We start from the raw sequence: 13,226 nt of genomic DNA, 5'->3' as shown, positions 1-13,226 counted from the left end.
CCCGCCCCGTTATTTCGAGGCGGATACGTCATCCAGATTAATCAGGCTGACGGCAGGCTGAAAGCGGTTGGGAGAATGGGCGGCTTTGTCCAAATTGTTTTCCTCCGCCGTTACGGGCGGGACATGGGTAAAGCTCAGCTTCAGTGTGACGGCCTTGTTGTGGAGGAAAATGGCACCGACTCTTTCATCCTGTGCTCGGCTGATTCCATGTGCAGGCTGTGTTCCACGCCACGGGGCGATCAGACGGGAAGACCACGCATCTTCACTAGAGACAGCATCAGGTTGATCTGTCTGTTCGTCCGAGAAGTAGGGCGTTAGCTGGCTGTCCGCAAAGCAGGCATGGTTCATATAGGCCGCTACAGCTTCCCGGTAGGGGTGCGCCTTATGGTGACGGGGCATGTAAAACCCGTTCCATTTGGAGGCATATGTGCAGGACTTAGCCCGCCAGAGATCGTCCGGCCCCTTCTCCATAGCGCATTGCACATGGACATGCAGCGAATCATCACTGCCGGTGGAGGCATAGGTGAGGGGGGTGCTGGCCAGTTTCTGGCAAGGCAGGGTGGGGATGAGAAGGGCCGGTGCGGCGGGGCGGGCACTGGTCGGGAGGGGATCCCCCGGCTCCGCCCGGGCGGTGGAGACGGCAGCCAGCATAGAGGCAGCGAGCAGAAAAACGGGCAAAGGATGGCGTGTCATGGGGTGAACGTACCGCAGCACAGGGGGAAAAAGGATTCACAATATCGTATGGGCTGCGGCAGTTTCAGGCAAGCGATCTTGATGGCTGGAGTAAGCCATCAGCAAGCCGGTACGTTGACGGCCAGTCCCCCTAGTGCCGTTTCTTTATAACGATGATTCATGTCTCGGCCTGTTTCGGCCATTGTTTTGATGACATGATCCAGCGAGACATAATGCGCCCCGCTATCATCGCTCATAGCCAGTGAAGACGCATTGATGGCTTTAACAGCCCCGAAGGCATTTCGCTCGATGCAGGGGATTTGCACAAGACCAGCTACTGGGTCGCAGGTCATGCCCAGGTGGTGTTCCATGGCGATCTCTGCGGCATGTTCGCATTGTTCTGGTGTGCCGCCTAAGGCGGCTGTCAGCCCTGCTGCGGCCATGGAGGATGCCACACCAACCTCGCCTTGGCATCCCACTTCTGCCCCAGAGATGGAGGCATTGAGTTTGAAGAGTCCTCCGATGGCAGCGGCGGTTAGCAGGAAGGTTCGTAGGCCGTCTTTTGAATATTCGGGGCAGAAGTCTCGATAATAACGCATGACAGCTGGAATGACGCCTGCTGCTCCGTTTGTAGGGGCGGTGACGACTCGCCCACCTGCTGCATTTTCCTCATTCACGGCAATGGCGAAGAGGCTGATCCAGTTCATCACACCATGAGGGGAAGGGGCCGTATTGGTTTTAGCCTGAAGGCGCGCATAGAGTTTTGCGGCTCGTCTCTGCACTTTTAGCGGGCCGGGGAGTGTATCCGTATTGTGTAATCCGGCTTCGATGCAGGACAGCATCGTCTCGGTGATGCGGTCCATGCCTCGCTCGACATCCCAGAGAGGGCGGGTAGCGGTTTCGTTGGCCATCATAATGCTGGCAATGCTGGTATTTTGCTGTCTAGTATGGGCCAGCAATGCGGCACCACTGCGGAAGGGGAAGGGTACTTCGGGCAGGGAGTAGGACATTGTCCGTGCCTGGTCTTCCGGTGTGATAAACCCTCCGCCAACGGAACAGAAACGCTGGCGTGTAATGAGGGTTCCATCCCGGGCAAAAGCTTCGAACTGCATGGTATTGGGATGGATGGGGGGAATGGTGCCTGTGTCCAGACAGATGTCGTTTTGATAGTCGAAGGAGAAACTTGTCCCATTGAGGTTTAGCAAATGGGTGCTCTCAATATGGTGGACCAGTTTTTTTGCTGTTTCCGGGTCGACATGCTCAGGTGTTTCCCCCGCCAGCCCGAGGAGAACGGCCTTTATGGTGCCATGGCCTTCGGCTGTGAGGGCGAGTGATCCGTAGAGAGTAACAACAATGCGTGCGGGGTCTTTTTCCAGCGGGCCATCGGGTAGGTCTGCCAGTACATCGGCAAAACGCTGGGCGGCTCGCATGGGGCCAACAGTATGGGAGGAGGAAGGGCCAATCCCTATCTTGAACAGATCAAACAGGCTGAGCATGGAAAATATAAGGCCCTTGTTGAGTGAATCTCTTCCTCTTTTATGGGCTAAAACTGACCCTGTTATAAGCCTTAAAAAATAAATTATTCTGATTATGAAACAAAGTGAAAGCCCTGTTATGCAGGATGCTGCCCGGTTTGTCCTTTTCACAAAAAGCTACGATTTACGACCAGCGGTTCCCCCCCCATGTGCTGTTGAGTTTTCGTACTGTTTTTAATGGTGGCTCTGTGGAGCGGGGGCCGTTGGGAGCCAGACAAGGCAGGCTGTGCCTTGGCCCGGTGTGCTGGCAAAGCGTATCTGCCCGCCATGTCTTTCTAAAATCTGGCGAACTATGGCTAGTCCTAGCCCTGTGCCCTGTTCGGCCCCGGTGCTGTTCTCTGGTTGGTCCGTGATACGGTAGAAGCGTTCTGTTAGTCGGGGGATGTGATGGGCGGCAATGCCGGGGCCGTTATCTTCAACCATAATCAGGATTCCGGGTGTAGCGGGAGATGGCCCTTCGGCAGGGGTGGCCTGTCTGGCATGAAGGCGGACATGCAGGGGATGGTCTGGCTTTGTGCCGTATCGGATGGCATTTTCGATGAGATTTAGGAGAAGTTGCACCATTTCATCCCTGTCGGCCAGCAGGGTGAGGTTTTCTTCATAATCGACAGTCAGTGTGCGGTTGGAGTCGTGGAATCGTGGTGTGACTTCACCAAGAACAAGGGCGAACAGGTCATCTACATCCAGTCTTTCATGAGGGCGATGGTGCCCCTTTAGTTCCAGCTGGGAGAGATAGAGCAGCCGATCGATCAGACGCTGCATCCGTGTGGCTTGCTGGTTCATGATGTCCAGATACAGGGTACGGGAGGATGGGTCTGTCGTGTCGCCTCCCTCCCGCATTAGGTTGATGAAGCCACTTAGGGAGGCTAAAGGCGTGCGCAGTTCGTGGCTGGCATGGGCCACGAAATCGGCCCGCATACGGTCTACGGCTTGCATGATGCTACGATCATGCAACAGGACAAGAACAAGACTATCCCGTTCTGATGCTCCTCCTACCCGGCGCATGGCAAGATGGACGGAACATTTTACGGGGACATCTAGACGGACGGTGGTCGAGCAGGCCGCAGGGAGAGCCATATCGGTCGCTGAAGGCGCATGGAGGGCCGTTTTCAGCGTGTCCCGTGCATTAGGGTGACGAAGCAGTGCCCCGAGACTCTTCCCGTAATGGGTTTGTGCGTCCTCGTTGCAGGCTAGAATCTGTCCCATGGAACCGAGGATAAGAGCCATGCCGGGGATGGCCTCTACCAATAACGGGGCCGCATTGGCGAGCATGGTGCTGCTATCCGGAGTGGGTTTGCGGTCCGAGTTGCGGTGATGTGGTTCATGCCCTGAGAGACGGGCACGGCGGGATAGATGCCAGACCATTCCCCAGCCTGCCAAGGCCAGACAGGCACAGACCATCGCAATGAGGTCCGGTAGAAGAAGGGGGGATGCGGCCATGAGAGACTTAGCTGGAGGTTCGGTTGGTTACGCTGTCATCCAAGGCATAGCCGGCGGCTCGCACTGTCCTTATGAGGTCTTTCTCTTCCCCTTCATTCAGGGCTTTGCGGAGACGGCGGATATGCACGTCCACCGTGCGGAGTTCCACATGGACATTAGGCCCCCATAGCCGTTCTAACAGGTCTTCCCGAGAGAAGACCTTGCGGGGGTGGCGGATGAAAAGTTCTATCAGGCGGTATTCGGTTGGGCCTAGAGCGATGGCACGCCCAGACCGGGTGACTTGATGGTTTTCCGGCTCCAGAGTGAGAGGGCCAAAGGTTATGATGTCCTGCACAGGGCGTGTGCGGCGTAACAGTGCACGCAGGCGGGCATCCAGTTTATCGGCACTGCATGGTTTGGTCAGATAGTCGTCAGCACCATTATCTAGCCCAGCTATGACATCTTGCTCATCCGTCCGGGCGGTGAGGAAAAGGACAGGAAGGTCCTTCAGGCCCGGTTTTTGCCGGATGATGCGGCATAGTTCTAGCCCGGAGATACCGGGCATCATCCAGTCTAGCAGGGCAAGGTCAGGTCGTTTTTCTTCAAGAAAGGATAAGGCCTGTTCACCATCAACGGCAGTACTAACCTGATAGCCACGTTGGCGCAGGCTATGTTCCAGCAGGACACGCAGGGCGGGTTCATCTTCTACGACGAGAATGGAGCCTTTATGAGATGTTGGGGCTGTCATGAGCTAGGCGGTTCCTATCTGGGTAGGCTGTGTTGGCTGTCATGGCCGTGCGGGCGGGATGGGGGCAGCATGGATCCTGTGACCATGAAGACCACACGCTCGGCTATATTGGTTGTGTGATCACCGATCCGTTCCAGATTTCTAATGATGAAGAGCAGGGCAATATGGAGGCGGATGGTATGAGGGTGACGGGTCATTTGCTCTAGTGAATCGGCCGTCATGGCCTCGCAGTACTGGTCCACTAGCTGGTCGGCGGCCCAGATGGCATGGGCGGCGTCGGCGTCCTTATGTTCTAGGGCATCCATGATGCGGCGGAGATGTTCTAGTACCAGTCGGCCCATTTCACTCAGGGCGAGGCGGGCGGGCCGGGGGATGGGTTGCTCCATTTGGCTGAGACGGCGGGCAATGGAACTGGCATAGTCGCCCATGCGCTCCAGTGCGCCAGCCATGGGAATACAGGCAACAATCTCCCGCAGGTCTGCGGCCATGGGGCCTCGCAGGGCCAGAAGACGGATGGCGAGTGTCTCTACCTTGTGTTCCAGCGCATCTACGTCACTGTCTTGCTGTGCGGCCAGAAGAGCAGCCTGTCCATCATTTTCGGTAATGGCTGCCAGCACGAGAGAAAGTTGGTGCTCCACCAACCCGCCCATCTGTTCCATCAGGGATCGTAAATGGAGCAGCTCATCTTCATAACGCTGCACAATATGCTGCTTCTGGTGCATCACGTTTCTGTCCCCTTTCAGGCGGCTCACTCTACTGCAATTTATCGGGAGCGGAAACAGCACCACATAATAGCGCTAGAAGAAGCAGAAAAGGGGTGTTTTCGCTGCTTTTGTGGGGGTGTTTCTTCGTATTTTACGGAGATGTCATGAATATTTCATGTTTCTGCATGATGAGCGGCTATAGGCAGGGGGATTGCATCATCTTCAGAGGAAAAAGAGGTTGATAGATGAAGGCCCGCCGTCAGTTTTTAAAAGGCTGCTCTGTTCTCTCCGTGGCAGCACTTGCCGGGGGAGGTAGGTATGGTCTGGCTCAAGAAATGTGCCCTGTGAAACACATGTTGCACGATGCTGCCAATTTTTATCCCCTTTGGCCGGAAGTTGGTGCCGTGGAGCAGCCTCGTGTTGCGCAGGGCGGGCGGGTTTTCGGTATTCATGTGCCGGGTCTGCATATCATGCGGCCTGCTCGCCCGAATGGGGCGGCTATTATTATCGCTGCTGGTGGTGGGTATGGACATATTGCCGTGGGGCATGAAGCCCTGCCCGTGGCCCGGTGGTTGGTGTCGTTAGGCGTAACGGCAGCCATTCTTTTATACCGTCTGCCAAAAGAGGGATGGGCTGAGGGTATGGAGGCCCCGCTGGCGGATGCCAGACAAGCCCTGCATATGCTGCAATCTGGGCAGGGTGGTGAAGCGATTGATGTACGGCGTGTGGGGCTTATGGGGTTTTCTGCCGGGGGCCATTTGATGGGTCTGACTGCTTTGCAGAAAGGCGATATTCCCTTGGCTCTGCTTATGTTGCTTTATCCAGTTGTTAGCGTTGCACCACCTTTTACCGGTAGCCGTACCAGCCGGGTATGTTTGGGGAATGACCCCACGCCGGTGCGGGCGGAACGCTGGTCTTTGCCGCCGCATGTCCGGGATGATGCGCCGCCTTTGTTTATGGCTTATGCGTTGGATGACCCGATTGTTCTGCCAGCGCAAGAAGCGTTACTGCTTCAAGCGTATCAGCGGCACCGGCGGCCCTGTGAAGAGCATCGTTTTTCGACCGGTGGTCATGGGTTTGGTCTGGGACGTAAAGGTGGGCCAACAGAGCAGTGGCCTATTCTGGCAGAGCGTTGGATGAAACAACGGGGATTTATCTGACCGGAAATATTAGCTGCTGGCGTCCCGTACGGGATTCGAACCCGTGTTGCCGCCGTGAAAGGGCGGTGTCCTAGGCCTCTAGACGAACGGGACTAAAGGCGTGGCCGTCTTCTAGAGGACTTTTGGTAGGATGGTCAAGCTATGTGTGCAGAGAAAAAAGATAGATCAGGTAATGTTTTAGGGGAGTTAGCCACCCAAGGAACTGTCTGACGGTAGTCACGATGTTAGTTGTGCATGTGGAATGTTTAATGAATTTCATCATGCTATTGGTAGCGTTAATCGCATGATAGAGGATGACCACATTATGAAACTTGGTGTCGATTTGTCGGTCTATTCATAAATATAGAAGAAAATATATAAAATTTCTAATTGTGATTAAATTATTAACATAAATACGAAATAATATGATGTACTATAATAGTATATATAATCTTATTGCAAAGTTAATTCAAAATAATATATCATTTTATTGTTGACTGTAGTCAAACTATGTGAGCTTATTCCTTTTGGAAGGTGTATGAAGACTTCCAATTTCTTAATAGAAAATTGTGTGGAGACTTGAGATGAGAGCTCTTAATAGCCGTGAGCTGGACAGCGTTTCCGGTGGTGCAGGTCTGCTAGGCAACCTGCTTGGTGGTCTGTTTGGTGGTTTTGGTAACAATGCTCAGAGCGCACTGGCTCCGGCTGCCAACACCAACACGATTCCGTCCGCTAACTATGCACCCGCTGGTTATCCGGCTGCTGCCAATACCTCTGGCGTCAACCTGGGTGGCTTCGGTGGCCTGGGGCAGCTGCTTGGGCCTGTTCAGGCTTTCACTAACTTCCTGCAGCACCCGCTTACCAGCATCATTTCCCTGATTGGTGAAGGCATCCAGCAGGCTGTGAACTTCGTTACACGTCTGATCTAAGCCGTACTATCCCCAAATAGGGGGTGTATGTAGGGTTTCTGTCCGATCAAGGGCGGGCTCTCTGTGATGGGGGATGGTCTGTATGGCCATCCCCTTACGTCGTTCTGGCGGGTAGGTCAGGACAGAATATACGGGCCAGCACTGAGTATTTCGATTTTTAGAAGGCAGCCATCTTGTTTCTCGACATCGGGGAGTGGCAGGCGGGCTTTGCCATTGGTCCAGCGGCAGTGTGCAGTTTCCATGACATCCCAGCCGGTGCCTTCCGGGGCTGTTAGATGGGATGTCAGAGGTAGGTCTGTCCCATCGGGTTGGACCAACATTATCTCACCAATGAGAACGCCCAGCATCCGTCTATCATCTACGAAGGGGCCGATAGCCCTGTCCAGACGTGCTGTCCGGGATTTGATGATGAGGAAAGGCGGATCATCTTTCAGCCGGAATAAGTAATAGCCGTTAGTGCGCTGATAGAGAGATAGTTCTGTTCCTCGTGGGTCTAGTAGGGTCAAGGCTGGGTCGTTTGTCAGGGTATGAGGGGCCGCATCTTTCGGGAAGCCTAGCTGGGTGGCTCGGGCGGCTAGGGCGGCATGAAGAGGTTCTACGAAATCTCGTTCCACCCTTAGGGGGGCGGCGGCATCATGCTGCCAGCTCTTTACGCGGGAATGAAGGGCTGCCTGGGAGGAAATGGACAGGTGTTCTTCGGGCGTTGTGAAGCTAGGACGGTTCCCGGTATCCAAATAGGTTTCAGAGAGGGCGCCATTGGCACTGATGATGCGGTGTTCATATGTTTCGATGTGGTAAATATCGTAACGATCCCGCTTTTCCCGCAAGATTGTCCGGCCATTGACGAGCATACGGGCAGGAACAAAGGCACCCTTGAGAAGCAGACAATGTTCTTCTGTAACGTAGAGATCGTAGAAGGGGCAGTTCTCTCCGAAAGCATGGCGTCGTATGCGTATTGGCCAGTCATCAGATGAAGCCGGAACAACGGATTTTTGCCCGGTCCAGCGAAGATATTCGACCGATTTCTGCTTGTTCTGGAAAACATGAATAGCATCACCGGGGCGCAGCTCTTCAATGGCTTTTGGGCCTTGAGGCGTATCAATCAGGGTTCCAGCGAGATAACAGACAACAGTTGAGCTGCTTTGTTGTGTGGATTGCCCAGTTGCTGGGCCGTTAAGTGGGTACCATTGCCCGTCCTGCGGTATTTGGTAGGGATTGCCGGGAATGAAGATGTTCGTATGGGCTGTGTTGTAGGGGCTATAATCTTCATTCAGCTGGATGATGGTTTGGTTAGTTGAGATATCGTAACGTTGTCGTGTTATCGTCTGCGTTGAGGCCTGTGTGGTGGAGAAGACAAACTGGAGCTTAAAATTGGGCGGCGGTGGGCTGACTAGCTGCAGCTCTAGAGACAGGTTGGTCTGGAGTGTTGTGCTGTCTAACCCTGCATAATCAATGACGAGCTGACCGCCCGTTCCGGGGTCTATGATGAGGGAGTGTGGGGCTGCCACGATAGAGGAGTTAACAAGCCCCGACCATGATGCTGGGGCAATAACCAGCGTGCCCCCCTGAAATGTGAAAAGGCGACCTTCAGACAATGAAGGGAGGTTATCAGGCATGAAAAGAGCGGCTTTGATAAGAGCTTCATGGGCCTGTGGAATATAATTAACGGCTTGGCCAGCTGGGACGATCATGAACTACTATCTTTGGCTCTATTTTTGAATTTTTCTGATACGAAGAGAGAGGGTAGGTCATTTTTACTTATCGAAAATTAATTCATTCCTTTTGAATTTTTCAGAATAGATTTTGTTTATTTACTTCTTCTACCCAGATGCTCCGAAATGTCTTTCGGGGGCGGAGGAAAAGCGATTTTGAAGGAGGGGTGGAGAGGAAAAATCAATAAAATAGGGGAGTTAATGCAATGGACTTGAGGATAAGTAAAAGTAAAGTTTATAATTAATTGTTATTTTTATATTACTTTATAGTTAACTACCATGAAGTAACAAAAATATTATTGACTCCAATAGAGAATATGTTGCTCAATATTCTTGGAGAATCGGTCCCAATTCTCCGACTTCCTATGATGAAAGTTTTGGAGACTCGTCATGAGAACTCTTAATGAACATGAGTTGAATGAAGTATCTGGTGGGTGCCTGCTGCTGGGGGCTGCCATAACGCTTGGCGGTGTCCTGCTGAACGGGTTGTTAAGTTCCGAGCGGAAGCTGATTGGTCAGGCTTCATCTGGAACGTCATTGACGGATAGCGGCAGTTCGTCAATGAGCCAGAGTCTCGCTGGAGCACAGGCTGACATGGCAGAGCACGGAACACCTCTCCCACGTCGTGTTAGGCCGGGTCTCGATAGTTTCCTGCAAAATGGCGCAAGCTTTTTGGAAGCTCTAACGCATGATGCCGCCGGACATATCAGTGCAGGTATTCGAGACTTTGCCGACCTTCTGGGTCGTCTTGTCTAACGTCCTGTTGGACAGCTGATAGAAAATGGTGAGGGGGTATTGTCCCAGTGCCGCAGGCTATTGGGTAATGCCCAGAATTGAAGAAGGGCGGGTCATAATGACCCGCCCTTCTTTGTTTGCAAGTAGAGATGTGCGTGAGGATCAGAACTTCATCTTGAAGGAGCCCGTTGCACCGCTCTCGGTGGACTGGTTGCCATACTGGCCGATATAGGACAGGTCCAGATCGACATGGTCGTTCAGGCTGGCTGTCACGCCAGTGTCGATAATAGCGGCATTGTCGGAAAGCAGCACACCGGCGACATCCATGCTGCTGCTTCCACCAGTCGTGGCAAAGGACTCATGCTGGCGTGAACCCAGACGGCCAAACCCGCGGCGATACGCTGCCGTGAGGTGCGGCGTGAAGATCGTCCGGCCAATGTTCAGCTTCGTGGCGGCACGGAAGCCGAAAGTGGAGAAGGTAACACCAGCATCTGTCCCACGGCTGCGCAGAGCGGCTTCATTGCCATGCTCACGATAGCTGTTGGTCTGCATGTTCACGTAGGACACGTTCATGAACGGCTCGAACACGCCATGCTCACCACGCATCTTGTAGCCCAGCTCGGCGAAGGTCTGTGCTGTTCCGCCCAGATAGCCACTGTTGACACGCCCGCCATAATCACCAACGGCGATCTGACGCCGGGTGTTGATGACATTCCAGCTATAAGCAGCACCTAGACGCAGGTTCACGCGGCCCCAATGTGTCCCGGCATAGGCTCCAACGGAGATGTTGTTGCTGTTGCCAGAAGAAGAACGTCCCCGCTGGACGTTGAACTGAGAGTGCCCGTAAGAGAGCAGCCCGCCGACACGCCAGTTGCTATGGTTGATCGGAGCATCAGCCCCCATGATGAACCCGGCCGTGTTGTGGTGCATAAGGGCAGCATTGTTATCTCCACCATTATGGCCCAGCCCCCCATAAGCCTGCCCCCAAAGAACGGCATGGTCGGAAGAGCAAGCACCGTTCTTTTGATGCGTCTTCAGATCATAAAGGCTCTGACCGTTGCGGCCATAGTCGCAGTCGCTGTTTGCCAGACGGTTCATGGCCGCATTGCGGATGTAGAAGCTGTCCTGAATCAGGGCTGTGCGGATAGAGGCATGTAACTCACCAGAGAGATTATCCAGTGCCTGACGTGCCTGAGTTTTAGTCAGACCTGTCATGGCTTGGCTCAGTGCCGAGGTCTGGTCAAGACGATCCAGCCCATGGCCTGCGGTGATCTGGTTGCGTGTTTCACCGACTATGCTGAAGGAGTTAGGCTTGCGGCGCATAACGATGTCAACAGCATCAGCACTGTAAGCGAAGGTTGGGTCCAGATAGGCATATTGAGGTGCCAGATTGCTGGAAAGTTTGGCATCAAACTGACCACTGACCCCGCCTGTAGCTGTCAGGATTCGATAAGCCTGGTTATATGTCAGGCCCAGACCTGCATTTTTCAGCTGGAGGTCCAGCGTCCCACCTTGCAGGTTTGCCTTCCCGGTAATGGCCAGACGGTCGGAAGCGACCTCTTGGTATCCAGTACCCTTGGCTGTGTCGATGGTCTGACCTGTCGTATCGCTCGTACCACGAATACGCAAAATAGAGCCCTGTGCCATGGTTAGATCACCATTGATATGCAGGGTCGATGGCGTATTAGAGCCGATAGTACCCGGTGCAATCACACCCTCAGAGGCAACCTGTGTGGACCCGACAGTGCCTATACCACGCAGGGTTGCACCGTTCCCGACGGTAACCAGGCCACTTGCAAGACCGTTGTTGCCGTCTACTTCCAACATCGCCTGATTCTGGATCATTGTAGGACCAGAATAGGTGCTGTTGCCCGTCAGTACTTCAGTTCCACCAGCGATTGTCAGGCCGCCATTGCCGGAGAGGGACCCAGCATAGTTGTCCTTGGCCTTGGTGAGGGTGAGGGTGTCGTTGAGGATACCCTGGCTTGTGCCGTTCCCAGCGAGGGAGCCGACAGAGGCACCACCTTCCCCAATGGTGAATGTCCCACCATTAGCAGCGAGCTTGTTGGCAACAGTTGTTCCCTTGTCGAGCAGCAATGTCCCATCTGTTGTGACATTGTTCAGCTTGGCGTTGGTAGCTGTCAGATTACCGGTGCCACTATTGGTGACATCACCAGCAACGGAAGAGCCATCCTGAAGGGTGGCCTTACCACTGTTGGCAAGTGCCCCAGCGAGGGAGCCCGCAAGGTTCAGGCCGCCAGCCTGAGCAACGGTTGTGTCACCCGTATAAGCCTGCTTGCCTGTAAGGGTCTCTGTGCCCTTATCGATGGCGAGGCCGCCATTGCCGGAGAGGCTGCCATTGTAGGTGCCGGTGGCATTGTTGAGGTGCAGCGTACCATTCAGCGTGCCGTTACTGCTTCCGGCGAGGGAGCCGACGGTGGCATTGTTGCTGGTTACGGTCAGGCCTGCACCGTCATGGGTGAGGGTACCGTTGATGGTGCTGCCATCAAGCGTCAGGGTTCCCTTATCCTTATTGGTGACATTACCGCTTGTTGCGTTTCCACCGGCGAGGGTCATGGTACCGCTGTTTGTAGCGGAAGCCTGAGAGCCACCCGTAGCGTTGAAGGTTGCTCCTGCAGCGTTAGTGACATCACCAGCCTTGCTGTTTGTGAGTGTTGCCTTACCGCTGTTGTCCAGAGCGCTGCTGAGCGTGGCGTTCGTGGCATTGAGTATGCTGCTATTGGTGACATCACCAGCGACGGAAGAACCATCCTGAAGGGTGGTCGTACCACTGTTGGCCAGTGCTCCAGCGAGGGACCCCGCAAGGTTTAGGCCGCCATTCTGAGCAACGGTTGTGTCACCCGTATAAGCCTGCTTGCCTGTAAGGGTCTCTGTGCCCTTATCGATGGCGAGGCCGCCATGACCGGAGAGGCTGCCATTGTAGGTGCCGGTGGCATTGTTGAGGTGCAGCGTACCATCCAGCGTGCCATTACTGCTTCCGGCGAGGGAGCCGGCGGTGGCATTGTTGCTGGTTACGGTCAGGCCTGCGCCGTCATGGGTGAGGGTACCGTTGATGGTGCTGCCATCAAGCGTCAGGGTTCCCTTATCCTTATTGGTGACATTACCGCTTGTTGTGTTTCCACCGGCGAGGGTCATGGTACCGCTGTTTGTAGCGGAAGCCTGAGAGCCACCCGTAGCGTTGAAGGTTGCTCCTTCAGCGTTAGTGACATCACCAGCCTTGCTGTTTGTGAGTGTTGCCTTACCGCTGTTGTTCAGAGCGCTGCTGAGCGTGGCGTTCGTGGCATTGAGTGTGCCGCTATTGGTGACATCACCAGCGACGGAAGAACCATCCTGAAGGGTGGTTTTACCGCTGTTGGCCAGTGCCCCAGCGAGGGACCCCGCAAGGTTCAGGCCACCATTCTGAGCAACGGTTGTGTCACCCGTATAAGCCTGCTTGCCCGTGAGGGTCTCTGTGCCGTTTTCGATGGCGAGACCGCCATTGCCGGAGAGGGTGCCAGCATAGCTGTCCTTGGCATTGGTGAGGCGCAGCGTACCATTCAGCGTGCCGTTACTGCTTCCGGCGAGGGAGCCGACGGTGGCATTGTTGCTGGTTACGGTCAGGCCTGCACCGTC

The 13,226-nt window shown here is 54.4% G+C and carries 10 protein-coding genes and 1 tRNA gene; 3 read left to right on the top strand and 8 right to left on the bottom strand.

Translation table 11 applies throughout. The features are described 5' to 3' along the window. Nucleotides 1-9 precede the first annotated feature (9 nt). The 5 genes from AL01_RS07885 to phoU all read right to left on the bottom strand — a co-directional run bounded on the left by AL01_RS07885 (nucleotide 10) and on the right by phoU (nucleotide 5,096). The gene (locus AL01_RS07885; RefSeq protein WP_077397007.1) at nucleotides 10-693 is read right to left on the bottom strand and encodes a hypothetical protein; all 684 of its coding nucleotides are present in this window, start codon (nucleotides 691-693) and stop codon (nucleotides 10-12) included. A 98-nt stretch (nucleotides 694-791) separates the two neighbouring features. After that, nucleotides 792-2,168, bottom strand: coding sequence for an L-serine ammonia-lyase (locus AL01_RS07880; protein ID WP_077397006.1), 1,377 nt, complete (start codon nucleotides 2,166-2,168; stop codon nucleotides 792-794). A 213-nt stretch (nucleotides 2,169-2,381) separates the two neighbouring features. Beyond that, complete coding sequence (locus AL01_RS07875; protein WP_241502777.1) at nucleotides 2,382-3,647, bottom strand: ATP-binding protein; 1,266 nt, start codon at nucleotides 3,645-3,647, stop codon at nucleotides 2,382-2,384. A 7-nt stretch (nucleotides 3,648-3,654) separates the two neighbouring features. Beyond that, nucleotides 3,655-4,374 carry a response regulator gene (locus AL01_RS07870; RefSeq protein WP_077397005.1) on the bottom strand — a complete coding sequence of 240 codons (720 nt, stop codon included), beginning with the start codon at nucleotides 4,372-4,374 and terminating at the stop codon, nucleotides 3,655-3,657. A 14-nt stretch (nucleotides 4,375-4,388) separates the two neighbouring features. Beyond that, nucleotides 4,389-5,096: a phosphate signaling complex protein PhoU gene (gene phoU, locus AL01_RS07865; RefSeq protein WP_077397004.1), complete on the bottom strand. Its 708-nt coding sequence runs from the start codon at nucleotides 5,094-5,096 to the stop codon at nucleotides 4,389-4,391. A gap of 227 nt (nucleotides 5,097-5,323) precedes the next feature. Here phoU and AL01_RS07860 point away from each other — a divergent pair, with 227 nt between their 5' ends. Then, nucleotides 5,324-6,238 carry an alpha/beta hydrolase gene (locus AL01_RS07860; RefSeq protein WP_077397003.1) on the top strand — a complete coding sequence of 305 codons (915 nt, stop codon included), beginning with the start codon at nucleotides 5,324-5,326 and terminating at the stop codon, nucleotides 6,236-6,238. 17 nt (nucleotides 6,239-6,255) lie between these two features. Here the strand turns inward: AL01_RS07860 and AL01_RS07855 are convergent. Next, nucleotides 6,256-6,331: transfer RNA gene (locus AL01_RS07855), tRNA-Glu, on the bottom strand. 470 nt (nucleotides 6,332-6,801) lie between these two features. On the opposite strand from AL01_RS07855, the gene AL01_RS07850 reads away from it, so the two are divergent. Then, nucleotides 6,802-7,146 (top strand): hypothetical protein, encoded by a 345-nt coding sequence (locus tag AL01_RS07850; protein ID WP_077397002.1) that lies wholly within the window; start codon nucleotides 6,802-6,804, stop codon nucleotides 7,144-7,146. A 116-nt stretch (nucleotides 7,147-7,262) separates the two neighbouring features. On the opposite strand, the gene AL01_RS07845 is transcribed toward AL01_RS07850, so the two are convergent. Beyond that, a complete protein-coding gene (locus AL01_RS07845; RefSeq protein ID WP_077397001.1) occupies nucleotides 7,263-8,837 on the bottom strand; it encodes a Hint domain-containing protein in 1,575 nt (524 codons plus the stop codon). A gap of 411 nt (nucleotides 8,838-9,248) precedes the next feature. Between AL01_RS07845 and AL01_RS07840 the strand changes: the two genes are divergently transcribed. Further along, on the top strand, nucleotides 9,249-9,614 hold the full coding sequence (locus AL01_RS07840) for a class IIb bacteriocin, lactobin A/cerein 7B family (RefSeq protein ID WP_077397000.1): 366 nt from the start codon (nucleotides 9,249-9,251) through the stop codon (nucleotides 9,612-9,614). A gap of 141 nt (nucleotides 9,615-9,755) precedes the next feature. Here AL01_RS07840 and AL01_RS09485 read toward each other — a convergent pair. Further along, a partial coding sequence (locus tag AL01_RS09485; RefSeq protein ID WP_077396999.1) for an autotransporter domain-containing protein occupies nucleotides 9,756-13,226 on the bottom strand: 3,471 nt, incomplete at its 5' end.

Source organism: Bombella intestini, assembly GCF_002003665.1.
GTDB classification, from domain to species: domain Bacteria; phylum Pseudomonadota; class Alphaproteobacteria; order Acetobacterales; family Acetobacteraceae; genus Bombella; species Bombella intestini.
Note: the sequence above shows the minus strand (reverse complement) of the source record. Positions and strands in the feature narration are given on the sequence as shown.